We start from the raw sequence: 26,112 nt of genomic DNA, 5'->3' as shown, positions 1-26,112 counted from the left end.
ATTATTCCTTAGTTTCAAAGGAAAGGGTGAGAAGAGTGAAAGGTGTAAGTTTAGGGACAACAACACCTGAATGGGCAATTGAAGCAAAAGGTCTTGTGAAGATTTTTGGAAAACATCGGGCTGTGGATGGCGTAGATCTGTCTGTAAGAAAAGGTACTGTATTTGGATTTCTGGGACCCAATGGAGCAGGGAAAACTACGACAATCCGTTTGCTGGCGACTTTGCTGAAGCCGGACGGCGGATCAGCCGAAATATTTGGCCACGATTTAAGTAGAGAAGGAGATGAGATCCGCAGCCGCATCAGTCTGACTGGCCAATATGCCTCTATCGATGAAGATTTAACGGGAATGGAAAACTTGGTCATGATGGGCAGGTTAATGGGGTACGGGCGTGTTGCCGCAAAGGCGCGGGCCGCAGAATTATTGAAAGCGTTCGGGCTGCAGGAAGCGGCGAAACGCCAAGTGAAGAATTATTCCGGTGGTATGAGGCGGCGCATCGACATCGCGGCCAGCATTGTTGTGACTCCTGAACTGCTGTTCCTGGATGAACCGACGGCGGGGCTGGATCCGAGAAGCCGGAACCAGGTGTGGGATATCATTCGGGCACTGGTCGGGAGCGGCACAACAGTGTTGCTAACGACACAGTATCTTGAAGAGGCTGACCAGCTGGCAGATCGCATTGCAGTCATCAACCAAGGTAAAATTATCGCCGAAGGAACAAGCAGTGAGTTAAAAGCTTCGGTCGGTACAGGCACGTTGAGCCTTCAATTGGTTCACGCGGAAGAGCGGTCCCAGGCAGTGGATATTCTGGAAGATAAGCTTTCCACAGCTGTCCGCTTAATGCCTGATGCCACCTCACTGACGGCTCAGATCAACGATTCGTTTCTTGTCGCGGATGCTTTAAGTGAGCTGGCAAGAAATCAAATTGCCGTAAGTGATTTTTCATTCGGACGGCCTAGCCTCGATGAAGTATTCCTGACATTGACCGGACATGAAGCCACACAAGAGGCACAATCCGAGGAGGGTGTATCATGACGGGCTATATTGAACAAAGAGAAAAGGACGCAAGCGAACTGCGGCTTAATGAGTCTATTGCTTCAAGCGACCGGCCAAAACCGCCAAGCGCTGCTGCTTCCACTTTAACTTTCGCGACAAGGGCGTTATTGCGCATTAAACACGTTCCTGAGCAAATGTTTGATGTTACGGTTTTTCCGGTTATCTTCTTATTGATGTTCACTTATCTATTCGGCGGTGCGATTGCGGGGTCAACGGAAGAATACCTCCAATTCCTGCTGCCTGGGATTTTGGTGATGACGGTTGCTCAAATTACGATGTACACCGGAATTGATTTGAACAATGATATCCGTAAAGGAATATTTGACCGTTTCCGCACGCTGCCGATCTGGCTGCCGTCTGCCTTGATCGGATCGCTGCTGGTCGACGTCGTCCGGTACTCGATGGCTTCAGTGATTATGATCAGTCTTGGATTTGCGCTCGGATTTCGGCCGGAAGGTGGTTTGATGGGCGTGCTGGGTGCAATTGCCTTGATTTTGGTGTTCTCTTTCAGCCTGTCATGGATTTGGACGGTCTGCGGTTTGATTGTGCGCTCGGAGAAAGCATTGATGATGATCAGCTTTATGGTACTGTTCCCGCTGACATTCGTCAGTAACGTATTCGTCGATCCGCGGACTTTGCCGTCGTGGCTGGAGAGTTTCGTCGATGTCAATCCGATTTCGATTCTGGCTACCGCAGTGCGCGGCGCTATGCACGGAACGGTTACAACACAGCAAGTAATATTGGTGCTCATTGTTTCGGTGATCATGACCGCGATATTTGCACCGATTACCGTTTATTTGTACCGCAATAAGAAATAGACTGCAGGAACGCTGATTTCCGGTAAGAGAGATTGGCGTTTTTGTGTTCGCTGAAAGAGGGCTTTATTTCGCTATAATAGAAGCAAGCTCTACAATATCAGGAGGCGGATTATGAAAGAAAAAGTACGGGATACTTTCAATCAGATGGCAAATGCCTATGAACATTCAATAGACAGTAATAATTTATACAACTCGGAATACGAGCGGCCGGCGATGATGAAACGGATTCCCGAAAATTTAGCGGGCCAAAAAGTACTGGACGCCGGATGTGCAGCCGGTTGGTATACACTTCAACTGGTGAACAGGGGAGCAAAAGCAGTGGCAATTGATATGAGCCCAGAAATGGCTGAAGCTGCAAAGAGGCGGGTGGAAGACCATGCGCAGGTGCTTTGCATCGATTTGGAGGAGGCGTTGCCTTTTGAAGATGAGTCGTTCGACTTCATCCTGAGTTCGCTTACTTTGCATTACTTGAAGGATTGGGAAGAGACTTTCACGGAATTCCACCGTGTCCTGAAGCCGGGCGGGCGATTTCTGTTTTCTGTCCACCATCCATTAACTGATATCCGGCTGCTGGATAATCCTGAGTATTTTTCGACAGAATTGATTGTAGATGAATGGAAAAAAGAAGGAAAGACCTTTAAAGTGCCTTTTTACCGTAGGCCATTGAATGCGATATTGAACAGAACACTGGCACATTTCGAGCTTATAAACTTGCTAGAACCTCTGCCGACAGAAACTTTCAGGGAGCGGGACCCTGAACGATTTGAGCGATTGATGAAAGAGCCCAATTTTCTCATTATCGATGCAAAGAAAAGGACAGTTGTTATCTGATATCATGAAAGCCAAGTGTATATGCCATAAAAAAGCTCCGAATGATAGCCATTTACAAACTGGCCGTCATTCGGAGCTTTATTATTTATTTCACCCATTCGCCAATCAGGTCTTCGTTCTCGCCGACCCATTTCTCAGCACCTGTGTAAGGATCTTCGGCATTTTCGACATAGTCGATAAGTTCACCGATTTGTTTATCGTCCATTTTCCAGTTTTTCAACCATTCACTGACTTCCGGATTGTCATCTTCAAATCCTTGGCGTGTGGCATGGTGGATTTTTTCTACACCACCAAATGTGTTTTGTGGATCTTCGAGAAACTTCAAGTCAAACTGGGAAAACACCCAATGCGGACTCCAAAGTGGAGCGACAATTGGTTCCTCGTTTTTGACAGCTTCCTTGATTTCAGCCAACATGGCAGCTTCGGAACTTTGCTGCAATTCGAACTCAAGGCCATAATCTTTGATCAATTGTTCGGTCACTTCCATTGTTCCTGCACCTGGATCAAAGCCTACAATTTTGCCATCGAACAATTCTTTATGTTCATTTAAATCTTCGACACTATTAACTTCTTCAACGTAAGTTGGCACAACCAGCCCTACTTTTGCATTGTCAAACCAAGTAGCTTCGGAGAAATTTACAGTGTCCTGATATTTTTCCAAATAGTTGGCATCCTGCACCGGCAGCCATATTTCCAAACTGGCGTCGATGTCGCCAGTTTCCAAAGCCTTCATGGTAGTCCCCATATTCAAAATGTTTAATTTTACGTCAAAGCCTTTATCTTCTAAAATAACTTTCCACATATTTGTTACGGCAATGTTTTCAGCCCAGTTTATTTGTCCGAAGACTAATTCTTTATCATTATTCTCAGCTGCTGACTCTTCCTTTTCACTGTCAGAAGCACCACCCGTGTTTCCGCAGGCTGCAAGTAAAGCAATAATAAGAATCATTGCAATAAAACCGATACCGTTTTTCTTTTTTTCCATGATGTAAAACTCCCCTTTATAAGTATGTATATTTATTAAAATACATTTCAATATTAAATATATTAAAAGTATTAAAATTAAATTTAACAAATACGCCGAGCAAAACACCCTCTTTCCATAAAAAGAGTGGGGTGCTTCTATTAAAACAGGCAGCCTTCAGGTGTTTACATTGAAACTGCCTGCCAATGCTCATCGATTTATTTGGATTGATCTTTTGGCAAAAATTCAAATATCTCGCCGCTTCGAATACTCTCGACCAGATCATCCAGCCAGTTGTAATAAGCTTTGGATTCTTCCAGTTGATCATAAAATTGCTTGGCTTCCGCTACGACGTCCGGTGTGCTGGCCGAGTCTTTTATGATTTCAATAAAATCATTCTGTGACTCTTCGATTGCTTCCATGTTCATTTTTACTTCCCGCTCCCACATCAAACAATAGAACTCCATAAAAGAACGGAAGAAATTTTTCTCGGCCACATAAGTATGCTTTCTGGACCCGCGAGTAAATGTTTTTTTCACCATTTTAATGTCCTGCAGCTTGCGCACACTTGTACTCATGCTGGGTTTACTCATTTCAAGTTCTGCACGCATTTCATCAAGAGTCATTTGATCTTTAAAGTACATAGTCGCATATAAATTCGCTGCGGCAGGTGTTACTCCATACAGATCCATTGTTTCTGCAATTGCGCCAATGACTTTGTCTTTAGCTTCTTCTATTTTAGATCTTGACTGTTCGAGAGATTCACTCATAATCTTGCTCCTTCGTAAATAAAGTAAACCGCGTTAAATATTCATTAAATCTTCTTAACAAACTTTATGTTAACGCGTTCAGATTAAATGTCAAATGCCGAATCAGTGTTTTAGTAGCTGGTTTTATCCACCAAGCCTTTAGCTGTCTTGGATGAGCCAAGTCTAATTTATTTCTTTGAATCTGCTTATCTTCTATAGAAAAGTAACTTTGACAGCCCAGAAAAGGCATGTTATGGTTTTCTTACGTTAAATAAATTCTTAACAAACTTAATTTAATTAAAATTGGAGTTGATAAATTTGAAATTAAAACTAAAACAATACATTAACGGTCAATGGGTAGAAGCGGCTTCCGGAAAGACGCGCGAAATTATTAATCCGTATAACCAGGAAGTCATTGCTACAGTTCCTGACGGGGATAAAGAAGATGCACAAGCAGCAATTGCAGCAGCAAGAAACGCATTTGATAATGGAGACTGGTCTTTTACACCTGCAACTGAACGGGGTGCAATCGTCAGAAGAATAGCGGAACTCATTGAGCGGGACAAAGAAGAATTAGCTGATCTTGAATCGTTGGATACGGGCAAGACAGTAGAAGAAAGTAAAGGCGACATGGATGATATCGCTGGCGTTTTCCGGTATTTTGCGGAACTTGCGGATAAAGATGGAGGGGAGCTGATCGCTTCACCTGTTCCGAATTCGATCAGCAAAGTGGTGCATGAACCGGTTGGTGTTTGCGGACAGATCACGCCTTGGAATTATCCGCTGCTTCAAGCGTCATGGAAATTGGCTCCTGCCCTGGCGACGGGCAATACGCTGGTGATGAAACCAAGTGAAATCACACCGCTTACTACTATTAAAGTATTCGAATTGATGGAAGAGGCAGGTGTGCCGGCCGGAGTTGCCAATCTGGTACTGGGTTCCGGAGATACGATTGGCGCAGAGCTATCAAGCAATACAGATGTGGATCTTATTTCATTTACAGGCGGTCTTGCTACCGGCAAGAAAATCATGCAGGCGGCCAGCGCGAATGTGAAGAATCTGGCGCTAGAGCTTGGCGGGAAAAATCCTAATGTGATTTTTGCGGATGCTGATTTCGATGTGGCAGTTGACCAGGCATTAAACGGCGTGTTTTTCCATGCAGGCCAGATCTGTTCCGCCGGAACAAGGTTGATTGTGGAAGAAAGCATCCACGATGAGTTTGTGAATGCCCTTGTGGAGCGAGTAAAGAAATTTAAGCTGGGCAGCGGATTTGATGAAGAAACCCAAATGGGACCACTGATTTCAGCAGGGCACCTTAAAAAAGTGGAAGACTATGTGGAAATGGGCATTAAAGAAGGTGCCACTGTGGCAGTCGGCGGCAAACGTCCGGAAGATCCAGAATTGCAAAAAGGGTTCTTCTATTTGCCGACGATCTTTACAGGATGCACTACGGATATGAATATTGTTCAAGACGAAGCTTTCGGTCCGATTATCACTGTTGAAAAATTCAAGACAGAAAAAGAGGCAGTGAAACTTGCCAATGATTCGATATACGGACTCGCAGGCGGCGTTTGGACATCCGATATTGCAAAAGCTGAACGTTGTGCAGCGAAAATGCGCATGGGTACCGTTTGGATCAATGATTTTAATCTTTATTTCCCGCACGCACCATGGGGCGGTTACAAGCAATCCGGCATCGGACGTGAACTGGGCAGAATGGGCATGGAGGAATATACGGAAACAAAACATGTTTTCCATAACCTTAAACCTGAAACGATCAACTGGTTCTAATCTTTTATTGATAATGAAATTTTAGTGAAAATATACTGTTTCCAAACGTTGGCTCGAGGGAGCAGGTTGAGTAAATAAAATATGAAAAGAATTTGAAGGGTATGGCGTTTCAGCAATTGGAGCTGCAAACTGAATTGCTCTTTCCGTTTTCGATATTCAAGGAGGAACAAAAGATGAGTGAAACATATGATTATATAGTAGTAGGCGGCGGGAGTGCGGGTTCTGTACTCGGCGACCGTTTAAGTGAAGATGGCAAGAAAAATGTTCTAGTGCTGGAAGCAGGCCGGAGTGACCATGCGTGGGACCTGTTGATCCAAATGCCGGCAGCATTGCCGTTTCCTGCGGGAAAAAGCATGTATGATTGGAAATACGAATCGGATCCTGAACCCCATATGAACGGACGCCGCATCAAACATGCACGCGGCAAGATCCTTGGCGGTTCGAGTTCAATCAACGGCATGATCTACCAACGCGGCAATCCACTGGATTATGAGCGCTGGGGAGCTGACGAAGGCATGGATACATGGGATTTTGCGCATTGCCTTCCGTATTTCAAACGGTTGGAAACAGCTTTGGCTTCACCGGAAGATGATCTCCGTGGCCACGATGGACCGATCAAATTAGAGCGGGGACCTGCTACAAATCCATTATTCCAGGCTTTCTTCAATTCAGGTGTAGAAGCTGGCTATTCACGCACCCCTGATGTAAATGGCTTTCGCCAGGAAGGATTCGGACCGTTTGATAAGCATGTTTATAAAGGCAGACGTTTGTCAGCTTCACGGGCATATCTGCATCCGGCAATGAGCCGTCCGAACCTGACAGTGAAAACGCGTGCTTTTGTCACCACCATCGATTTCGAAGGCACTCGTGCCACTGGTTTGACGTATAAGCAAAACGGAAAGACCCACCAAGTCAAAGCGGGTGAAATTATCCTCTCAGGCGGGGCGATCAACACACCTCAGCTGCTTCAATTGTCGGGTGTCGGGAACGCGGAACACCTTCGCTCACTTGGCATTGAACCGGTAGTGGACCTTCCAGGTGTCGGAGAAAATCTTCAGGACCACCTTGAAGTTTATATCCAGCATTCTTGTCCGCTTCCTGTATCACAGCAGCCAAGCCTGAATGTAGCGCGCATGCCGTGGATCGGATTGCAATGGATGTTCGCTCGCAAGGGCCCTGCAGCAACCAATCATTTTGAAGGCGGTGGATTCGTCCGTTCGAATGACGACGTCAAATATCCGAACCTGATGTTTCATTTCCTGCCGGTAGCTGTTCGCTATGATGGCCAGAAAGCAGATACCAAACACGGTTTCCAAGTACACGTGGGTCCAATGTATTCCGATGCAAGGGGGTCGTTGAAGATTCGCTCGAAGGATCCTAAAGTATACCCGAGCATGGTTTATAATTACCTGTCGACTGAACAGGATCGGCGCGAATGGGTTGAAGCGGTAAGAGTTTCCCGGAAAATCATGTCGCAGCCGGCAATGTCACGTTATAACTCAGGTGAAATTTCTCCAGGACCTTCCGTAAGTACGGATGAAGAGATTTTGGAATGGGTGGCGAATGATGCCGAAACAGCACTCCACCCATCCTGCACAGCGAAAATGGGACCGGCTTCGGACCCGATGGCTGTTGTAGATCCATTAACGATGAAAGTGCACGGAGTGGAAAATTTGCGGGTAGCTGATGCTTCTGCGATGCCGTACGTAACGAACGGCAATATCCATGCCCCAGTGTTGATGCTGGCTGAAAAAGCGGCAGATCTAATACTCGGACGCAAGCCATTGGAACCGATCCACGCGGATTTCTATCGCCATGGCGTGCATGCGCCTGAGGCAGGCACTGTAAATCAATAAAACAACTTATTTTGGAAGCACCCTTTCAACATGTTTTCGCTTTGCAGCGGACGTTTGTGGAAAGGGTGTTTTCCTTTTTAAAAGCGGTGCAGCAATGACCTGTGCTATCATGAAAGAAGATAAATTTGCTTAGGCTACAGGAGGTTTCACGATGGATAATAACGATATTCTGATCCGGCTGCGCTATGCGCTGGATATTAAAAATAATGATATGGTGGAGATTTTTAAACTCGGCGGCATCCAGCTGACGAAGGAAGATGTGCAGAAGGTGCTGACAAAGTCGCCGGAACGCGATGAAGATGCAGACGACAGCATTTTCACTGAAAGTGCGAACGAAGATCATATTCCTGTAGACAATGCGATGCTTGAGTCGTTCCTGAACGGCTTCATCATCCACAAACGCGGACGCCAGGAAGGGCAGACGGGGACACCGCCTCTGACGAACGAACCATCGAAGAATCTGTTGCTGAAGAAAGTGAAAATCGCGCTGCAATTGACAAGCGAAGATATGCTGGAAATCATGCAGCTCGCTGGCGTTACGGTTTCAAAAAGTGAAATGGGCGGATTACTCCGCAAGCAGGGCCACAAGAATTACAGTCTCTGCGGCGACCGCTATGCGCGCAACTTCTTGAAAGGCTTAGCCATCAAGTATAGAAAATAAGCTGATTCAACCGCATCTTTTTGATGCGGTTTTTGTTTTGGGCTGATCAGCAAATTTAAATGGAATAAAAGATAATAATTTCTAAGGGACGAGGATGTTTTTATTCGCGGGAATCGGTATGATAATGGAAAAGATTCGATTTGGAAAAGGGGATGAAGAGGGATGGAGTTTCTGCCGCCGACTTTGAAAAAGCTGAAGGCGTTTGATGAATTATTGCATCAGAAAGGCTTATCGCTAGATGAAAGTATAGGTCTGCAGTGGGCGGACAGTTCGCTGGCATACGACCAGACGCCGTACGATGTGCTGCCGTTCATGAGTCCAGGGGTGGACGGAATTCATGTCGGGTTGCTGACGGATTTTGGCAAAGTGACTGATCTGGAGGAAGCGCTTGTCGTGTGTGTGCATCCGATGGAAGCACCGGATTCGCTCAAATTGCTGGCGCGCAACCCAAAGGAATTCGTCGACTTTCTTTACAGCGACCGGCATTTGATGATGCTGCATAATTTCATGATGATCGAATCGGCTGAGCAGTATCAGGCGATGGTAGATGAATCGGATAAAGATTACGAGGAATCTCCTGAGCTGGCGGAGGCGCGTAATCAGGTGCTGCCGTTGATGAAGGAATATATGGGCTGTGAGCGGATTGAAAATATTTATGGATACGTTGAGGAAGTGGAGGCATCGCGCCGGAAGCAGATAGTGCTGACTACTAACGATGGGATAGGTGTAGCTCTATTCAATAAAACCGATGCTGATTTACCGATTTATACAGTTTCAGAGGATGATGATATTAATCTGGATGAAGTGAAGGCATTTTTCGCGTCAGCTCCTATGGAAAGTAAATTGGCTTTTATTCGCGACGCGCAGCATGCAGGTTTGATCAATAATGAAACACCATTGAAAGAATTTATCATGTCAGAGCTAAAGAAGATGGGGATGGACGCGGAAGTTGAGCGTTTGAAGAGTCTCGATTGGTAGAAATATTGAAGTGGAATTGCTAATGGACAGTATTTGGGTGCTAATGGACAGTAAATGGTCGGTAACGGACAGTATTTCATCCATAATGGACAGTATTGCGGCTTTAATGGACAGTAAATCCATAAAATGGAAGTGACTAGTTGGAAAACTTTATACAATACCTCTCAGCAAGACTAAAAAGAATTCAAAATCGACCCAAACAATCAACAGCGACCAAAAATCCCTTAATCACGACCTGATATCTATAAAACTTTAACTCTTATGCCAAGGGATATACAATCTACACTAACTAATCCCTGAACCTGGAAGGAGGGAGTCGAATGGAGCGGGAACAGGCGAGCTGCTGTTCAGCCAGCCGGCAGGATTTCGCGGCAACTGAAAAATCAATCGAAAAAAACGAATCTCCACCTATCCACCCAGAGAAGAAGTTGCGCTTTCCCGAAAAGATGGTGCGTATCGAAGGCGGCGTTTTTTTAATGGGCACTGATGATGAAGAAGGATTTCAAACTGATTACGAAGGGCCGGTAAGAGAAGAAAATGTAAAACCTTTTCTGCTGGACAGCCATACAGTGACCAACGCGGAGTTTGCGCAATTCATCAAAGAAACGGGTTACATCACGGAAGCTGAGCGATTCGGCTGGTCGTTCGTGTTTTATAAGTTTATTGCCTGGGATATTCAGGTTGAAGTGCGGCAAGTGGCGGCGACTCCTTGGTGGTTCGCGTTAGAGCAGGCGCATTGGCATAAGCCGGAAGGACCGGGTTCATCGATCAAAGTCAGAATGGACCATCCGGTGATCCATGTTTCGTGGAACGATGCGCTGGCTTTTGCCAACTGGGCAGGCAAGCGATTGCCGAGTGAAAGTGAATGGGAGTTTGCGGCGCGCGGCGGTCTGGTACAACAGAAATATCCGTGGGGCAATGAGTTGACGCCCAACGGGGAACATTATTGCAACATCTGGCAAGGCGCGTTTCCAAATACAAATACGATGGAAGATGGTTATATCGGAACGGCACCCGCTGTTTCATTTCCGCAGAACGGTTTCGGACTCCATAATATGGCCGGCAACGTATGGGAATGGTGTTCGGATCCATTTACACAGCAGACAGAAGAAGCACATCAAGAAAATATCCACCGGACCATGCGCGGCGGATCGTATTTATGCCATGAATCTTATTGCAACAGATACCGGGTGGCGGCGCGCACGTCGAATACAATGGACAGTTCGGCTGGCAATTTCTGTAATTTGAGCGGAATTTGCATCTGGACAGCGGTTTTGCTGAACGGATTGTACACTGGATATCGCCTAAGGGCAAAGAAGTTAAAATCCACTTCAGGCGTCTGGTATCGTTCAATGTAAAGGAACTGTTTGCAATCGATATTAAAGTGGAAACCATCACGCCGGTCGAAGAGGTGAAAATCGTTTCCACGGTCAATGGCGATGTAACGAATTTTGTGGACAAAGACGATCCGCGTGTCGCTTCAGGGCATGCAAAACGGCTTCAAGTCACTGAAACAGGGCTGGAAGATGGAATCGGTATTGTAAAAGATACTACATACGTGACTGAGCTCGAAGTGGCGTGCGTTTCTTCTTCCGCTATTGCAGCTGAAACTTACGATTACGACAGCAGGCTGACAGCCACTTCCCTGGAAGAAACTTATGTTTTCACCGGACACGAAGCGGTTCATTTCACAAAATACGCTATCTATACAGAAACCTTAAGGCATGGGGAAAATATTGTTGATGAAGGATTGATCCTTCTGCGACAGGTTCAGGATAAGAGTTTCGATGAACTTCTGGAAGACCAAAAAGCTTATTTGGACGCTTACTGGAAAATTTCAGATATCGTCATTGAAGGAGATCAGCGCGTACAGGAAGGCATCCGCTTTAATCTCTACCAGCTGCTTCAATCCGTCGGCAAGGATCCTGCCAGCAATATTGCGGCAAAAGGGTTGTCTGGTGAAGGATACGAAGGGCATTATTTTTGGGACACCGAAATTTATATATTTCCTGTGTTCCTGATGACGAATCCGGAAATTGCGAAGAATCTGCTGCTGCATCGCTATTCAATCTTGGATCACGCCAGAGAACGGGCAAAGGAAATGGGACATGAAAAAGGTGCTTTATTTCCTTGGCGCACGATCACCGGAACGGAAAGTTCCGCATTTTTCCCCGCCGGCACTGCGCAATACCATATCAGCGCCGATATCGCATATAGCTATATCCAATATTATCTGGCGACAAAAGACGAAGACTTCATGAAGCGCTATATGGCGGAAGTGCTGTTTGAGACGGCGCGCCTGTGGGAAGATACGGGGCATTTACAGAACGGCAAATTCCGGATCGATGATGTGACGGGCCCGGATGAATACACCTGCATCGTAAACAATAATTATTATACGAATGTCATGGCCAAGCACAATTTAAGCTGGGCCGCGAAAATCTATCATTTATTGGATGAAACAGACAGCGGCCACTTGAAACAATTGGCGAGCAGGCTGGAATTGACCGAAACGGAAGTGGGCAATTGGCAGATTGCCGCTGACAGCATGTATCTTCCATATGATGAAACCCTGCAGATCAATGCGCAGGATGACAGCTTCTTGCAGAAGGCGAGATGGGATCTGAAAAATACACCGCCTGAAAAATTTCCTTTATTGCTGAATTACCATCCATTGACGTTGTACCGGTACCAGGTGCTGAAACAGGCTGATACCGTACTGGCCCATTTTCTGCTTGAAGATGAACAGGATTTTGAAACCATAAAAAATTCCTATGATTATTATGAATCGATTACGACGCACGATTCTTCCTTATCTTCCTGCGTCCACAGCATTATGGCGTCGAAGCTCGGCTATCCGGAAAAAGCCTATAGCTATTTCAATGAAACCGCGCGCCTCGACCTCGACAACACCCATAAGAATACGAAAGACGGATTGCATATGGCCAATATGGGCGGCACATGGCTCGGCATCGTCTATGGATTCGCCGGACTGCGGCTGAAAGAAGACGGCTTGTCGCTGGCGCCGGTTCTTCCGGCAGAGTGGAATTCACTCCAGTTTCATCTGCGTTACCAGGGCAGGGTACTGAGATTCCGGATAACCCGCGAGCAGGTGGGCTACACCGTTCTTGAAGGGGAAGATTTGAATATTACGCATAACGGAGAGCCGCTTTTCCTGGAGAGCGGAAAGGAAATTGTGATTGGATAAGTTCAAAACCACATGGCGGGAGGAAATAAAATGGCTGGCTTAACCTTGGTGAACATCAAAAAAGTTTATGATAAGGGAGTCGTGTCGGTTCAGGACTTCAATCTCGAAGTCAGGGATAAGGAATTTCTTGTATTGGTCGGACCGTCCGGCTGCGGAAAATCGACGACGCTTCGGATGATTGCGGGACTCGAAGATATCACGGAAGGTGATTTGTACATCGGCGATAAACGCGTCAATGACGTCTCGCCGAAAGACCGTGACATTGCGATGGTGTTTCAAAACTACGCCTTGTATCCGCACATGAATGTATACGATAATATGGCGTTCAGTTTAAAGCTGAGCAAAATGAAAAAAAATGATATCAAAGCACGGGTGGACCGGGCCGCAAAAATTTTAGGCCTGGAAGATTTCCTCTACCGCAAACCGAAGGCGCTTTCCGGCGGTCAGCGGCAGCGTGTCGCACTCGGCCGCGCAATTGTGCGCGATGCGAAAGTATTCCTCATGGATGAGCCGTTGTCCAATCTCGACGCCAAGCTGCGCGTCCAGATGCGGACGGAAATCCAGAAATTGCACAGCCGTCTCCAGACGACAACGGTTTATGTGACGCATGACCAGACGGAAGCGATGACCATGGCGACGCGTCTCGTTGTCATGAAAGACGGCTTTATCCAGCAGGTCGGCTCGCCGAAACAAGTTTACGATGAACCGGACAATGTTTTCGTCGGCGGTTTCATCGGTTCCCCGGCAATGAATTTTCTGGACGGACGGCTGGAAGGCAGTCATTTCGTGATGGGGGACATCCGTGTCCAGGTGCCTGAAGGCAAAGCACAGCTATTGCGTCAAAAAGGCTACGACGGAAAACCGGTGCTGCTCGGCATCCGGCCGGAAGATATCCATGATGAACCGGTATTCCTGGACCATTCACCGGAAACGAAAATCCGGGCGCATATCGAAGTGGCTGAATTGATGGGTTCGGAAATCGTCCTTTATTCGATCGTAAATAACCAGGATTTCATCGCCCGTGTCGATTCCCGGTTCAACGTCCAGGCCGGGCAGACGATCGATATGGCTTTCGACATGAACCGCGCGCATTTCTTCGACAAGGAAACGGAACTTCGGATTAAACGGTAGAAATGACCGTTGAAAGCCCCGGCATCTGCTGGGGCTTTTCTTTATGGATTTTGTCTCTGTGTATACGGACTCGACAAAAAATGCCGCTGCGCAAATAAAAACGATTTTGCGCAAATAAATCAGGATCTGCGCAAATAAAATTCGTTTTCCGCAAACAAATTCAAATCTGCGCAAATAAATCCATTTCACCGCAAACAAACCATTCCAGTCTGCCGCAACTCGCATGCTAAACTAGTAGCAACTTGAAAAAAAAGGCGGGAAACTCATGATTTCATTAAGCATTCTGGATTATTCGCCGATCGATGAAGGTATGGCGGCCGGAGAAGCACTGCATCAGACGACCCGACTTGCGCAAATGGCTGAACAGCTTGGCTTTAAGCGCTTCTGGGTGGCTGAACATCACCAGGTGTTTTCGGTGGCCGGCAGTTCACCGGAAATGCTGATGATGCATCTCGCAGGCTCGACCGAAAAGATCCGCATCGGCTCCGGGGGTGTCATGCTGCCGCATTACAGTTCCTATAAAGTGGCGGAAAACTTCCGGCTGCTCGAAGCGCTCCATCCCGGCAGGATCGACCTCGGCATCGGCCGCTCGCGCAGCTACCGGTTGGTCAATAAAGCATTGAACGAGTCCAAAGGGATACCGGTTTCCTATGAACAGCAAATCGCCGATATCCAAAAATATTTCACGGACGATACAGAATCGGAGCATCGCTTTCAGAAACTCCGCGCTACTCCGGTAAGCGGAACCGCCCCTGACATGTGGGTGCTCGGGACAGGTGAAGGCAGCGCAAAAGTGGCGGCAGAAGCTGGAGCAGGCTATGTCTATGCCCATTTTGCGAAACCGCTGAAATCGAGTGCCCGATTGTTCAGGGCGTATGAGGAGCAATTCCAGCCGTCGAAACTGCAGGATGCGTCCAAAACGATGGTCTCGGTTTTTGTTGTTGTCGGGGAGACGGAAGAAGAAGCGCAGGAACTGGCGAGGGCGTTCGACCTATGGCTGCTGTTCATCGAGTCGGAAACACCTCCGCCGTATTATCCTTCTGTGGAAACGGCAGCGCAGCGCGGTTTCAGCACGAGCGAAAAAGAGAAAGTCGAACGCAACCGGAAGCGCATGCTGGTCGGTACAGCGGAAGAAGTGAAACGGCAGATCGAAGAAATTGCCGAAGTTTTTCAGACCGATGAAATTTTGGTCATACCGAATGTTGCCGGCGCAGAAAATAGGATGAAAGGAATCCGTCTGTTGTCGGAAGCATTTGGACTGCAAGAATAGAAGAAAAAGCCGCTTGAAAGCATGAATGCTTTCAAGCGGCTTTAATGTGTCCGTTATTTATTTTCTTTGTAGATGAAGTAATCAAAATCAGCAGCTAACCCTGCTCCGGACGTATCCTGGCATTGCATGCCGACGAATGCGCCGGTGAAGAAGCCGCCGCCCTGGATGTAATCATCCGATAATTTATGCGACTGGAAAGAAACAGGGATCCCTTTCCAGTTTTCACCGTCGAAGGAGTAGGAATACTGATAGATGCCTGTTTGGACCTCGACACGCATATGCACGTAGTCGACATGATCGGGCACTTCGATTTCTTCGCCTTGCAGCGGCTGGTCAAATGCGGTATTGTCGCTCACGGTCAATTCGAGGATGCGTCCTTTTTCTTCATTCCATGAAATCTGGAGGGCCGTCCAGTTTTCGGTGTTGTAGTAATTGACAAGGCCAGCGCCTTGCTGGAACGTCGTCGGATTGAACGCGACTTTCGTTTCGGCAGTGAAGTTGAAATGCTGCCAGCGCCGCGCGACGAAGGCTTGCGTGAATTTCGACGTCAGTGATTCGCGTCCGTGGATGCGCAAGTGGCCTGGATTTTCCTTCAGCGAGACGATTTCTTCGCCGAGCGGGATGCGCAAAGTCTGGAAATGCGCGTTCAATTGCTCGGAATCGAAATCGTCTTTTTCCGGGAAGTCTTCGTCCCACACATGTTCATCGATTGCCGGTCCGTCGATTTCGAGTGAAGGCTGGTTGCCGCCGACAACATAGGGCCAATCGTTTTTCCATTCCAACCGTTGAATCGCTGTTTCACGTCCAAGCGGGCAGAAACCGCGCGGATCCAGCAATGCCTGATCTTGCTGTGGCAACGGACGGCCCGTCAAATGGACAAGGAACCATTCGTCGGTATGCGTCTGGACGATGGAAGCATGCCCTGCTTTTTGCAGCGGATTCCGCGGATAAGGGAACGACGTGATCAGCGGATTTTCAGGGTGCACTTCATACGGGCCGTCAATCGTTTTCGACCGGGCGATGGTCGCCTGGTGATCGTATTTCGTGCCGCCTTCTGCGGTCAATAAATAATAATAGTCGCCGATTTTATAAAGATGAGGCGCTTCCGTCAATTTGATGTCGGTGCCTTTGAAAATGATTTTGGATTCACCGACAAGTTTGCGCTGCTCCGGATCGAATTCCTGCAGCACGATGCCGTAGAAATTATGATGTCCTTTGCGGTGGTCCCAATACATATTGACGAAATATTTCTTGCCGGACTCGTCATGGAACAGGGAAGGGTCGAAACCTGAACTGTTCAAATAGGAAGGTTCGGACCAGTCACCGTCGATGGTGTCGCATGTCACCAGGTAATTATGGCAGTCTTTCCATTGGCCCTCGGTCACTTTGACGTCTGTATAGATGAGCCAAAACTGGCCGTCGCTGTAGGATAGAGCTGGAGCCCAGACGCCGCCTGAGTTCGGGTTGCCCATCATATTCAATTGGCTGACGCGGTTAAGCGGACGTGAAGCGAGACGCCAGTTTTTCAGATCTTTGGAATGATAGATGCCGACGCCGGGGAACCATTCAAAAGTGGAAACGGCTATGTAATAATCTTCCCCTACACGGCAGATGCTTGGGTCGGGATTGAATCCGGGCAAAATTGGGTTAAGAATTTTCGTCAAAATAATCCATCCTTTGCAGTATATTTTTGCATGTAAGTGCTTACAAATTTCTGGCCGGAAAAGATCCGGCAGCGGGTCAGCCTAGACAGAGAGGACGTTCTTCTGACGGATGCTGACCTGCAGGAAATTTTCGATTGAAAAAGCGGCCACGCCAAGTGCTGTCGAGAACGTGGACAGTTCTGAGAATTTAATCTCCAGATCGTTTTTCTGGAACCAAAGCGCCTGGTTGGCTACACGATTATTTAAGGGCTTTTCCAATAATTCTTTTGCGGATGCCAGCCGGTTGCCGATAATGACCTGCTGGGGATTGAACGTATTAATGATATTATTGATGCCGACGCCTAAATAATCACCTGTTTGTTCAAACAAGGCAATGACGTCTTTATTGCCGTCTGCCGCCAATGTCTGCAGGTTGGTCAAATCGAATTCTTCGTGGTCAGCGAGAGGCAAGCCCATCGGTTCCGCCCGTTTGATCAAAGCCTGTTCGGAAGCATACAGTTCCCAGCAGCCTTTATTGCCGCAACGGCAGGTTTCCCCGTCGATCTGGATGGTCATATGGCCGAGTTCCCCCGAGAAGCCGTTTGACCCTTTATAAAGTTCACCGTTCAGGATCAATCCAACGCCGATACCGATGCCGGCGCTGACGTAGACGATATTATCGCATTCTGTGCCGGCGCCGAATTTTTTCTCGCCATAGGCGCCGGCGTTCGCTTCATTTTCGATGATGACCGGCAGCCCGTATTTTTGTTCCAGAATCGCTTGGAGGTTCAAGTTCTTCCAGTTCAGGTTCGGTGCCAAGAGGATATTGCCATCGTTATCGACGATTCCCGGTACGCCGACACCGATGCCGATGATGCCATGCGGACTCGCTGGAGCGGAAGCTTGCAGATAATCGATGACCGCAAACATTTTCGCTTCGATCTCTTCATATGAAAGATCTTTAAAAGTGACTTCTTTTTTTAAGACGATATTGCCGCTCAAATCGGTCAAGATGCCTAATAGATAGTTGACGCCGATATCGATGCCAATCGAATGGCCGGCCGTTTCATTGAACAAGAGCATGACCGGGCGCCTGCCGCCGCTTGAAACGCCAGGACCGGATTCGTAAATCAGATGATCCTCTAGCAGATCATTGACCAAAGAGGAAACTGTCCCTTTATTCAGGCCGACTTCGCTGGCGACCGACGCCCTTGAAATTGGGGAACAATCGATGATTTTATTGAGCACCAACGATTTATTTCCTTCTTTAACTACATGATGGTTAAAAGTCCTGGTTACCACGGTTTTCATCAGCTTCAGCTCTTTCTCTGTTTTTATTCTATTCTAACAAATTAAACCTGTTATTTATGTTGAATAAATAATAATTTACATTAAAGATATTCCGTAAACCAGCTCCGCTTTCCTGGGGGCTTGCGCTGAGCTAACTCGGACTCGTTCCACTTCGCCCGAGTGGATCTCAGCACTTCGCTCGAAACAGAGTTGGAAAACCAACTCTGTTTCTAATCCCCTGGGAGTCTTCGCTGTTTTGCTCCATATCGTAAGAGATTCCTCTATAAAAAAGAAGGGAATACCGAAAATTTTATTTTTCAACTCAATAATAATTTTTTCGCCGAAATACAGAAAGCCTTTGACAATCGGCGTAGCTAAAGGGTTTCTCGGGAATTTTTACAGGTTTATAGCTTCATTATACCTCAAATAAAAACTTTGTTCATCTACTAGACTAACTAGGAATCATTTGATACAATGAAAACGCATACAACAATCAGAAAATTGTTGTAACTACAAACTCACTAGGGGGAGAAAAAATGGGTGGAAAGAAAACGCTTACAGTTTTATCGTCCGCTTTAGCCGCTTCATTGTTATTAACAGCTTGTTCAGGTTCAGGATCTGAGGATGCTTCTTCAGCGTCGGGGGAAACTGAAGTTAAGTTTATGCATTTATGGCCAGAAGGCAGTTCGAAGAAACATTATGACGTGGTAAACGACATCATTGCTGATTTCGAAGCAGAAAATGAAGGCGTTACAATCGACTTGGAAGTATTAAGCAATGAGCAGTATAAAGATAAATTACGTGTACTATCGACTTCTGGAGACCTTCCGGATGTAGGGATGACATGGGCAGCAGGATTCCTTGAGCCTTATGTCGGCGGCAATATGTTCGCGCCGCTTGATGATGTGATCGAAGAAGAATTGAGCGACGCATTTGTTCCGGGAACTGCGGAAGCATATGCAATGGATGGCGCAACATACGGCTTGCCATTGGAATTGAATATCGTATCACTCTACTATAATAATGCAATGTTCGAAGAGCAGGGCTTAGAGCCGCCGGCAACTTACGAAGAATTGCTTGAAGTGGTCGATGCATTCAATGAAGAAGGCATTCAGCCGATTGCTTTAGGAAACAGAGACGCGTGGACAGGATCACTTTGGTATATGTACCTGGCAGACCGTCTTGGCGGAGCTGATACATTGAACAAAGCCATTGACCGTTCAGGATCTTTCGAAGATCCGGCTTTGGTTGAAGCAGCTGCTAAAGTGCAGGAACTTGTTGACAGAGATGCATTTGTAAACGGCTTTAACGGTTTGGCTGATGAAGAAGCGAAGTCAATGTTCATGAGCGAACAGGCTCCGATGTACTTGATCGCTACTTGGGATCTGCCAAACTACACAACAAACGAATCGGTGCCACAGGAATTCAGAGATTCTGTTGATTACATGAACTTCCCGACAGTTGACGGTGAAGGCGACACGCAAAGCTTTGTCGGCGGCCCGGGAGTTGGATTGTTTGTAGCAGAAGAATCTGAAGTAAAAGAAGAAGCGAAAGATTTCGCTGCATATTTTGTAAAAGCGTGGGGTGAGCAAGCAGTTGAAAAAGCGGGCGTAATCCCAGCTACGAAAGTGGATGCTGCATCACTTGATCTTCCGCAAATGTACATTGATATCTTGGAAGAATTGAACAACGCAAGCAACATCACATTGTTCGCGGACGTTCAAATGAGCCCGGATACTGCGCAAGTTCACTTGGATTCAATCCAGGCGCTGTTCGGCAACGAAATGACGCCGGAAGAGTTCGCGAAAGCGCATGAAGACGCGTTATCAAAAGAATAAATAATACTTGAAACAGGTTAAATCAGATGAAAAGAAAGGGACATATCCTGATTGGCGGATTGTCCCTTTCTATTTTTCAGAATATGGGGTTGAATGCTATGAACAAAGTTATGTCCAATAAGCTTCATATCGCTTTATATATTGCACCGGCCCTGCTATTGGTCAGTGTACTGGTGTTTATTCCGCTGATTCTTTCCGGCTATTATGGCCTGATGGATTGGGACGGAATCGGCGCAAAGACATTTATCGGTTTGGAAAACTACATTACCGGGATCCAGGACAGCAAGTTTTGGGACAGTGCCTTGCATTCATTCCTGCTGGCAGTGTTTTCAACTTTGAGCCTGATCATCTATCTGGCTGTTTCCATTATTTTGGCTTCAAAAATTAAAGGCGCAGATTTGCTGAGAAAAATCTATTTGATTCCGATGCTTCTGTCTTCAGTTGCCATCGCTCAGCTTTGGATAAAAGTCTACAACCCATCAAGCGGTATTTTGAATACATTCCTGCGGTCAATCGGAATCGAGAATCCGCCTAACTGGCTGGCTGATCCGGCCATCGTATTGTTTGCGATATTCATTCCGATTCTATGGCAATATGCGGGATTCTACATATTGATCTATTACGCAGCATTGAAAAATATTCCTGAATCCCTGATTGAAGCGGCGCGCATCGATGGAGCGACTCCATTCCAGATTGCTACACGCATCAAATTGCCGCTGATCAAGGAAGTCGTGAGTGTCACCATCGTACTGGCAATTGTCGGTTCATTGAAATACTTCGACCTGATTTACGTTATGACTGCCGGCGGACCAAACGGCGCCTCGGAAGTTATGGCATCTTATATGTACAAACTGGCTTTCAATAGCTATAACTTCGGATACGGCAGTGCCATCGGATTCCTGTTGCTGATCATTACGATGATCGTAACCGTCATTGTCCGCAAAGTGACTGCTACAAAAGAAAGAATCGAGTATTAGGAAGGGGACTTGGGCATGAATCGCATTGGTTATTTTTTTCTTTACCTGGCACTGATCGTGGTGGCGATGTTCCAAATCCTGCCGTTGATCTGGCTATTCATCTTCTCGCTGAAGGACAACCGCGAAATTTTCGCCGGTTCTCCGTTCTCTCTGCCGAGTGAGTTCCGCTGGGAAAATTACGCGAAGGTCTGGGACGGCGGAATCGGCGTTTATTTCTTCAATAGCGTCTGGATCACTGTAGTGGCCATCATCTTGACGGTGCTGTTCGCAAGCATGGCGACATTCGCCATCACGCGCATGAGATGGAAACTGAGCGGATTGGTATTGGGCCTCTTCATGGTCGGCCTGATGATTCCGATCCACTCTGCATTGATTCCGTTGTACAGCATGTTCATGGGCGTGGGGATGATCGATAACCCGTGGTCCATCGTGCTGACGTATACAGCGTATAATCTGCCGATCACGATGATGATCCTGCTTGGCTTCTATTATACCTTGCCGAAAGAAGTCGAAGAAGCGGCCATCATCGACGGCTGTTCGATCCACCGGATGTTCTTCCGCATCATCCTGCCGATGACGACACCGGTCATGGCGACGACTGTGGTCATCAATATGATCTACAACTGGAACGAGTTTGTTTTCGTCAACACCTTTATCAGTTCTGAAAAATACAAGACACTGACTGTCGGTATCCAGAACTTTATCGGACAATACATGACGGACTGGGGCGCAATCGGCGCGACACTGATCATCAGTGTGCTGCCAATCATCATCGCGTTCATCTTCTTCAGCAATAAAGTCGTTGAAGGAATCTCGTCAAGTGCAGTTAAAGGTTAATGAAAAGAGTTCCGCCACCCGGAAATCGGTGGCGGGGCGCTGACAATAGAAAAGCTTCCCCTTTGAGAAAAATCTCGCAGGAGAAGCTTTTTGTTTATCATGAGCGCTCAGCTTTCCAATTCAGCACCGGTTTTATTGACCCGGTTAAATGAGCGGAGGGCAAGCCACATGATAATGTATGAAAATGAGCTGCCGCCGAAAATAACGGCCAGCGCTGGGATTGTCTGCATGATGACAGCAATCGATCCAAGACAGATGAAAATGAGCAGGGTATTGATCGGATTGATGAGCATGATGAGAAATGCGTTTTTGATGACCTGACCGACTTTTATGTCGAAGTGGACGAAAGTCGGGAACAGATAAAACAAATGCATCGCAAACAGCAGCATAAAGGCGAACAATGGAATATACGTCCAGGACAGATCTTGTGAGCTGGTCTGGATATAGAAAATATCAAGGGCGATAAATGCGGCAATTGCTGTTACGAATAACCCGAGCAAATTGCTTTTCACAAAATCGCGCCGGTAATATTGCCAAAAAGCCGAAAACACGGGCTTGCCGGTATCACCGCGCAGCCAGTCGCGGCAAACAGCGAACATGGCGATTGTGGCTGGATAGAAGCCCAGCAGCACGCCGCCAAGCAAAGTGAACAGGATCCACAGCAAATTGACGTAAGCAAAACGAGTGATCCATTCCAAAACATTATAGATAAAACCGCTGGTTGAATTCATATATTGACCATCCTTATCAGTTAGTGGGAGAGGGAATATAACACTTTTATAACCGCTTCGGCGCTTAGGACAGTGCGAAGATTATGCTCCTGCGCACTGCTCGTCGCAAAGGATGCGCCATCTTCGTATGGCGAACCTTGCCTCCCGTAATAAGTCGAGAAGAACACTCGTCTTATTACTCCGTCGGCATTCGCCTGCTCCATAGGCGCGCCGTTGCTGAGAGAAATCTCTAGAGATATGAAGCAAAACAGCGAAGACTCCCAGGCGACCAAGCGAAGTGCTGAGATCCACTCGGGCGAAGTGAAACGAGTCCGAGTTAGCTAAGAGTTGGCCGTAGCTTGCAAGGCCGGCTCTTTGCGACGAAGCTAGCGTAGCGATGCAGGAGCACGGGTTTTTGCAAGCCCCCAGGAAAGCGAAGCTGTTTTGCGGAATATCGATTACAAAAATCTTATGTCTGCTTAAAAACTATACCTTTTTTTATTATCTTACACTATCATTCTGAACTTAGTTTAATTAATAGACAAACTAATTCGTAATTGCTATAATCGTGATGAAAGCCTTTTCATTACATAACCAAATAACCAATAAAATAACAATACAGTTGGAGGTACATATAATGGCTTATTTCCCGAATATCGAAAAAATCAAATTTGAAGGTGCTTCTTCAAAAAATCCATTCGCATTCAAATTCTACAACCCGGAACAACAGGTCGGCGGCAAGTCGATGGAAGAAATCCTGCGCTATGCGGTTTCTTACTGGCACACATTCACAATGGACGGCTCTGATCCGTTCGGCGCGGGCAGCATGATCCGCAACTGGGACAAATACGATGGCATGGATCTGGCGAAAGCGCGCGTTGAAGCTTCTTTCGAATTCTATAACAAAATCGATGTACCATTCTTCTGCTTTCACGATATCGACATTGCACCGGAAGGCAGCAATTTGCGCGAATCCAATAAAAACCTCGACGAAATCGTCGGCATGATCCAAAAATACATGAAAGACAGCAAAGCGAAATTGCTTTGGAACACAGCGAACAATTTCACACACCCACGCTTCGTGCACGGGGCAGCATCATCAAGCAACGCGGATGTCTTCGCCTATTCAGCGGCTAAAGTGAAAAAAGGCCTTGAAATCGGCAAAGAGCTTGGCGCAGAAAACTATGTTTTCTGGGGTGGCCGTGAAGGTTACGAAACACTGTTGAACACGAACATGAAACTGGAAATGGACAACCTTAGCCGCTTCTATCATATGGCAGTTGATTACGCGAAGGAAATCGGCTTTGAAGGCCAATTCCTGATTGAGCCGAAACCGAAAGAACCGACAACTCACCAATACGATTACGATGTGGCGACTGCTCATGCATTCCTGCAAAGCTACGGGCTGGCTGATAAGTTCAAATTCAATATCGAAGCGAACCACGCAACGCTTGCGGGCCACACATTCGAACATGAGCTTCATTATGCGCGCATTAACAATATGCTCGGTTCTGTCGATGCCAACCAGGGCGATCCGCTTCTTGGATGGGATACGGACGAATTCCCGACAGATCTTTGGTCTACAACACTTGCGATGTATGAAATCCTTCAAAACGGCGGACTTGGCCGCGGCGGCTTGAACTTCGACGCGAAAGTAAGACGCGGATCGTTCGAGCAGGATGATCTTTTCCATGCACACATCGCTGGAATGGACGCATTCGCGGTCGGCTTGACTGTGGCACAGCAATTGATCGATGATAAAGTGCTTGAAAACATCGTCAGCAACCGTTACCAGACTTATACAGAAGGCATCGGCCTTGATATCGTCAACGGCAAAACCGACTTCCACAAGCTTGAGGAATACGCTTTTGGCTTAACGAATATCAAACAGACTTCAGGACGCCTGGAGCAGATTAAATCAACGATCAACCAGTATTTATTGCAGGCTTTCGCCAAATAAGGATTTTTTGATGCTAGGAGCGCTGGAGCTATGAAATATGTAATCGGTGTGGATTTAGGGACAAGTGCAGTAAAGATTTTATTGGTTAGCAAGCAGGGCGAAGTGGTGCAGACCGTTTCAAAGCCGTATCCGTTATTCCATGAAAAGACGGGATACAGCGAACAGGATCCCAAAGACTGGGTGACTGGAACGATTGCCGGGCTTCAGGAGCTGCTGCAGAATTTCAGCGGCGCACCGGAAGACATTGAAGGCATCAGTTTTTCAGGACAGATGCACGGCCTGGTGCTGCTGGATGGCAGCAATGAAATCTTGCGTCCGGCGATTCTTTGGAATGACACCCGCACAACCGCTGAATGCAGAAAAATTGTTGAGACTGTCGGGCAGGAACGTCTGCTTGAAATAACAAAGAACCCGGCTTTGGAAGGCTTTACGCTGCCGAAGATCCTGTGGGTGAAAGAATACGAACCGGAAATATTCAATAAAGCACAGTCATTCGTGTTGCCGAAAGATTATTTGCGCTACCGGATGACCGGTGAACTCCATATGGAATATTCCGATGCGGCGGGAACGCTGCTATTGGATATTTCGAAACAGCAATGGAGCACAGAAATCTGTGAACTATTGGACCTCGACCCGAATATTTGTCCGCCGCTGCTTGATTCGCATGCGGAAGTGGGCACGTTGACGGCGGAATTCGCTGAACAATCCGGTCTCGCACAAACGACACGCGTTTTTGCAGGCGGAGCCGATAATGCATGCGGCGCAATCGGTTCAGGAATTCTGGAAGACGGAAAAACATTGTGCAGCATCGGAACTTCCGGTGTCGTACTGTCTTATGAAGCAAGCGATGATAAAGAGTTCGGCGGCAAGGTGCATTATTTCAACCATGCGGCACCGAATGCTTTCTATACAATGGGCGTTACGCTCTCGGCAGGCTATAGCCTGACCTGGTTCAAGGACGTTTTCGCTGCAGGCGAATCGTTTGATGAATTATTGGCTGAAGTCGGCACGGTTCCCGCGGGTTCAAATGGATTATTGTTCACGCCGTATCTAGTCGGAGAACGTACACCGCATGCGGATGCGGCAATCCGCGCCAGCTTTATCGGTATGGACAGTTCGCATCAGCGCAAAGATTTCGTCCGTGCTGTACTGGAAGGAATCACGTTTTCACTGAATGAGTCGATTGCGATTTTCCGTGACAGCGGCAAACATATCGACACGATCGTTTCAATCGGCGGCGGCGCGCAAAACGAGGACTGGCTGCAGATGCAGGCAGATATCTTCAATGCGACCATCGTCCGGCTGAAAAGCGAACAGGGGCCTGGAATGGGAGCGGCCATGCTAGCGGCGTTCGGCTGCGGCTGGTTCGATTCATTACAAGCGTGCGCGGATGTTTTCCTGGAAGAAGGAAAACAGTTTACGCCAGACCCTGCCAACGTGGAGCAATACGAAAAACTGTTTGCGGTATATACTGAAGTGTATGGCCAAACAAAAGAACTGAATGAAAAATTACTGGCTTTCCGAAAGTGAATCATTGAATAAGAG

At 47.1% G+C, this 26,112-nt stretch carries 20 protein-coding genes and 1 pseudogene; 16 read left to right on the top strand and 5 right to left on the bottom strand.

Annotation, left to right across the window (positions count from 1 at the left end; translation table 11 throughout):
• Window positions 1-35 precede the first annotated feature (35 nt).
• The 3 genes from AC2Q9J_RS14590 (at window position 36) to AC2Q9J_RS14580 (ending at window position 2,704) form a co-directional block, all read left to right on the top strand.
• Entirely contained in the window at window positions 36-1,034 is a 999-nt protein-coding gene (locus AC2Q9J_RS14590) for an ATP-binding cassette domain-containing protein (RefSeq protein ID WP_499041038.1), read from the top strand.
• Window positions 1,031-1,873 carry an ABC transporter permease gene (locus AC2Q9J_RS14585; RefSeq protein WP_499041037.1) on the top strand — a complete coding sequence of 281 codons (843 nt, stop codon included), beginning with the start codon at window positions 1,031-1,033 and terminating at the stop codon, window positions 1,871-1,873. Before AC2Q9J_RS14590 ends, AC2Q9J_RS14585 begins: the two co-directional genes overlap by 4 nt.
• Before the next feature lie 111 nt (window positions 1,874-1,984).
• Entirely contained in the window at window positions 1,985-2,704 is a 720-nt protein-coding gene (locus AC2Q9J_RS14580; RefSeq protein WP_499041036.1) for a class I SAM-dependent methyltransferase, read from the top strand.
• Window positions 2,705-2,789: 85 nt separating this feature from the next.
• On the opposite strand, the gene AC2Q9J_RS14575 is transcribed toward AC2Q9J_RS14580, so the two are convergent.
• Window positions 2,790-3,689, bottom strand: coding sequence for a glycine betaine ABC transporter substrate-binding protein (locus AC2Q9J_RS14575; RefSeq protein ID WP_499041034.1), 900 nt, complete (start codon window positions 3,687-3,689; stop codon window positions 2,790-2,792).
• 197 nt (window positions 3,690-3,886) lie between these two features.
• The gene (cudC, locus tag AC2Q9J_RS14570) at window positions 3,887-4,438 is read right to left on the bottom strand and encodes a choline uptake/conversion transcriptional regulator CudC (RefSeq protein WP_499041033.1); all 552 of its coding nucleotides are present in this window, start codon (window positions 4,436-4,438) and stop codon (window positions 3,887-3,889) included.
• 297 nt (window positions 4,439-4,735) lie between these two features.
• Here cudC and betB point away from each other — a divergent pair, with 297 nt between their 5' ends.
• The 8 genes and pseudogenes from betB to AC2Q9J_RS14530 all read left to right on the top strand — a co-directional run bounded on the left by betB (window position 4,736) and on the right by AC2Q9J_RS14530 (window position 15,312).
• A complete protein-coding gene (gene betB, locus AC2Q9J_RS14565) occupies window positions 4,736-6,208 on the top strand; it encodes a betaine-aldehyde dehydrogenase (protein ID WP_499041032.1) in 1,473 nt (490 codons plus the stop codon).
• Between the two features lie 173 nt (window positions 6,209-6,381).
• Window positions 6,382-8,064: a choline dehydrogenase gene (gene betA, locus AC2Q9J_RS14560; protein ID WP_499041031.1), complete on the top strand. Its 1,683-nt coding sequence runs from the start codon at window positions 6,382-6,384 to the stop codon at window positions 8,062-8,064.
• Window positions 8,065-8,215: 151 nt separating this feature from the next.
• Window positions 8,216-8,725 (top strand): YehS family protein, encoded by a 510-nt coding sequence (locus AC2Q9J_RS14555; protein ID WP_499041029.1) that lies wholly within the window; start codon window positions 8,216-8,218, stop codon window positions 8,723-8,725.
• A gap of 162 nt (window positions 8,726-8,887) precedes the next feature.
• The gene (locus AC2Q9J_RS14550; RefSeq protein WP_499041028.1) at window positions 8,888-9,703 is read left to right on the top strand and encodes a hypothetical protein; all 816 of its coding nucleotides are present in this window, start codon (window positions 8,888-8,890) and stop codon (window positions 9,701-9,703) included.
• A 320-nt stretch (window positions 9,704-10,023) separates the two neighbouring features.
• A pseudogene (locus AC2Q9J_RS14545) lies at window positions 10,024-10,938 on the top strand (formylglycine-generating enzyme family protein); the annotation flags it as partial.
• Window positions 10,939-10,958: 20 nt separating this feature from the next.
• Window positions 10,959-12,911: a glycoside hydrolase family 65 protein gene (locus AC2Q9J_RS14540; RefSeq protein WP_499041027.1), complete on the top strand. Its 1,953-nt coding sequence runs from the start codon at window positions 10,959-10,961 to the stop codon at window positions 12,909-12,911.
• Window positions 12,912-12,941: 30 nt separating this feature from the next.
• Window positions 12,942-14,042: an ABC transporter ATP-binding protein gene (locus AC2Q9J_RS14535; protein ID WP_282020079.1), complete on the top strand. Its 1,101-nt coding sequence runs from the start codon at window positions 12,942-12,944 to the stop codon at window positions 14,040-14,042.
• Between the two features lie 265 nt (window positions 14,043-14,307).
• The gene (locus tag AC2Q9J_RS14530) at window positions 14,308-15,312 is read left to right on the top strand and encodes an LLM class flavin-dependent oxidoreductase (protein ID WP_499041026.1); all 1,005 of its coding nucleotides are present in this window, start codon (window positions 14,308-14,310) and stop codon (window positions 15,310-15,312) included.
• A 53-nt stretch (window positions 15,313-15,365) separates the two neighbouring features.
• Here AC2Q9J_RS14530 and AC2Q9J_RS14525 read toward each other — a convergent pair whose 3' ends face one another.
• On the bottom strand, window positions 15,366-16,976 hold the full coding sequence (locus AC2Q9J_RS14525; RefSeq protein WP_499041025.1) for a glycoside hydrolase family 43 protein: 1,611 nt from the start codon (window positions 16,974-16,976) through the stop codon (window positions 15,366-15,368).
• 81 nt (window positions 16,977-17,057) lie between these two features.
• On the bottom strand, window positions 17,058-18,266 hold the full coding sequence (locus AC2Q9J_RS14520; protein WP_499041024.1) for an ROK family protein: 1,209 nt from the start codon (window positions 18,264-18,266) through the stop codon (window positions 17,058-17,060).
• A gap of 515 nt (window positions 18,267-18,781) precedes the next feature.
• Here AC2Q9J_RS14520 and AC2Q9J_RS14515 point away from each other — a divergent pair.
• The 3 genes from AC2Q9J_RS14515 (at window position 18,782) to AC2Q9J_RS14505 (ending at window position 21,897) form a co-directional block, all read left to right on the top strand.
• A complete protein-coding gene (locus tag AC2Q9J_RS14515) occupies window positions 18,782-20,083 on the top strand; it encodes an extracellular solute-binding protein (protein WP_499041023.1) in 1,302 nt (433 codons plus the stop codon).
• A gap of 98 nt (window positions 20,084-20,181) precedes the next feature.
• Window positions 20,182-21,060, top strand: coding sequence for a carbohydrate ABC transporter permease (locus tag AC2Q9J_RS14510; RefSeq protein WP_499041022.1), 879 nt, complete (start codon window positions 20,182-20,184; stop codon window positions 21,058-21,060).
• 15 nt (window positions 21,061-21,075) lie between these two features.
• Window positions 21,076-21,897 (top strand): carbohydrate ABC transporter permease, encoded by an 822-nt coding sequence (locus tag AC2Q9J_RS14505; protein WP_499041021.1) that lies wholly within the window; start codon window positions 21,076-21,078, stop codon window positions 21,895-21,897.
• 107 nt (window positions 21,898-22,004) lie between these two features.
• Here the strand turns inward: AC2Q9J_RS14505 and AC2Q9J_RS14500 are convergent, their stop codons facing one another.
• Window positions 22,005-22,628 carry a YesL family protein gene (locus tag AC2Q9J_RS14500; protein ID WP_499041020.1) on the bottom strand — a complete coding sequence of 208 codons (624 nt, stop codon included), beginning with the start codon at window positions 22,626-22,628 and terminating at the stop codon, window positions 22,005-22,007.
• A 616-nt stretch (window positions 22,629-23,244) separates the two neighbouring features.
• Between AC2Q9J_RS14500 and xylA the strand changes: the two genes are divergently transcribed.
• Both xylA and xylB read left to right on the top strand, forming a co-directional pair.
• Window positions 23,245-24,567, top strand: a complete 1,323-nt coding sequence (gene xylA / locus AC2Q9J_RS14495) for a xylose isomerase (protein ID WP_499041019.1) — start codon at window positions 23,245-23,247, stop codon at window positions 24,565-24,567.
• A gap of 30 nt (window positions 24,568-24,597) precedes the next feature.
• Window positions 24,598-26,097 (top strand): xylulokinase, encoded by a 1,500-nt coding sequence (gene xylB, locus AC2Q9J_RS14490; RefSeq protein WP_499041018.1) that lies wholly within the window; start codon window positions 24,598-24,600, stop codon window positions 26,095-26,097.
• Window positions 26,098-26,112 lie beyond the last annotated feature (15 nt).

The organism is Planococcus sp. RAB007_Raresut (assembly GCF_057369535.1).
Note: the sequence above shows the minus strand (reverse complement) of the source record. Positions and strands in the feature narration are given on the sequence as shown.

What these genes read in the sequence shown, in the direction of transcription:
- xylB (WP_499041018.1), top strand. Translation starts at nt 24,598, where the DNA reads ATGAAATATGTAATCGGTGTGGATTTAGGGACAAGTGCAGTAAAGATT.
- AC2Q9J_RS14530 (WP_499041026.1), top strand. Translation starts at nt 14,308, where the DNA reads ATGATTTCATTAAGCATTCTGGATTATTCGCCGATCGATGAAGGTATG.
- AC2Q9J_RS14520 (WP_499041024.1), bottom strand. Translation starts at nt 18,266, where the DNA reads ATGAAAACCGTGGTAACCAGGACTTTTAACCATCATGTAGTTAAAGAA.
- AC2Q9J_RS14550 (WP_499041028.1), top strand. Translation starts at nt 8,888, where the DNA reads ATGGAGTTTCTGCCGCCGACTTTGAAAAAGCTGAAGGCGTTTGATGAA.
- betA (WP_499041031.1), top strand. Translation starts at nt 6,382, where the DNA reads ATGAGTGAAACATATGATTATATAGTAGTAGGCGGCGGGAGTGCGGGT.
- AC2Q9J_RS14555 (WP_499041029.1), top strand. Translation starts at nt 8,216, where the DNA reads ATGGATAATAACGATATTCTGATCCGGCTGCGCTATGCGCTGGATATT.
- AC2Q9J_RS14585 (WP_499041037.1), top strand. Translation starts at nt 1,031, where the DNA reads ATGACGGGCTATATTGAACAAAGAGAAAAGGACGCAAGCGAACTGCGG.
- AC2Q9J_RS14500 (WP_499041020.1), bottom strand. Translation starts at nt 22,628, where the DNA reads ATGAATTCAACCAGCGGTTTTATCTATAATGTTTTGGAATGGATCACT.
- AC2Q9J_RS14510 (WP_499041022.1), top strand. Translation starts at nt 20,182, where the DNA reads ATGAACAAAGTTATGTCCAATAAGCTTCATATCGCTTTATATATTGCA.
- AC2Q9J_RS14515 (WP_499041023.1), top strand. Translation starts at nt 18,782, where the DNA reads ATGGGTGGAAAGAAAACGCTTACAGTTTTATCGTCCGCTTTAGCCGCT.
- xylA (WP_499041019.1), top strand. Translation starts at nt 23,245, where the DNA reads ATGGCTTATTTCCCGAATATCGAAAAAATCAAATTTGAAGGTGCTTCT.
- AC2Q9J_RS14535 (WP_282020079.1), top strand. Translation starts at nt 12,942, where the DNA reads ATGGCTGGCTTAACCTTGGTGAACATCAAAAAAGTTTATGATAAGGGA.
- AC2Q9J_RS14575 (WP_499041034.1), bottom strand. Translation starts at nt 3,689, where the DNA reads ATGGAAAAAAAGAAAAACGGTATCGGTTTTATTGCAATGATTCTTATT.
- cudC (WP_499041033.1), bottom strand. Translation starts at nt 4,438, where the DNA reads ATGAGTGAATCTCTCGAACAGTCAAGATCTAAAATAGAAGAAGCTAAA.
- AC2Q9J_RS14580 (WP_499041036.1), top strand. Translation starts at nt 1,985, where the DNA reads ATGAAAGAAAAAGTACGGGATACTTTCAATCAGATGGCAAATGCCTAT.
- AC2Q9J_RS14505 (WP_499041021.1), top strand. Translation starts at nt 21,076, where the DNA reads ATGAATCGCATTGGTTATTTTTTTCTTTACCTGGCACTGATCGTGGTG.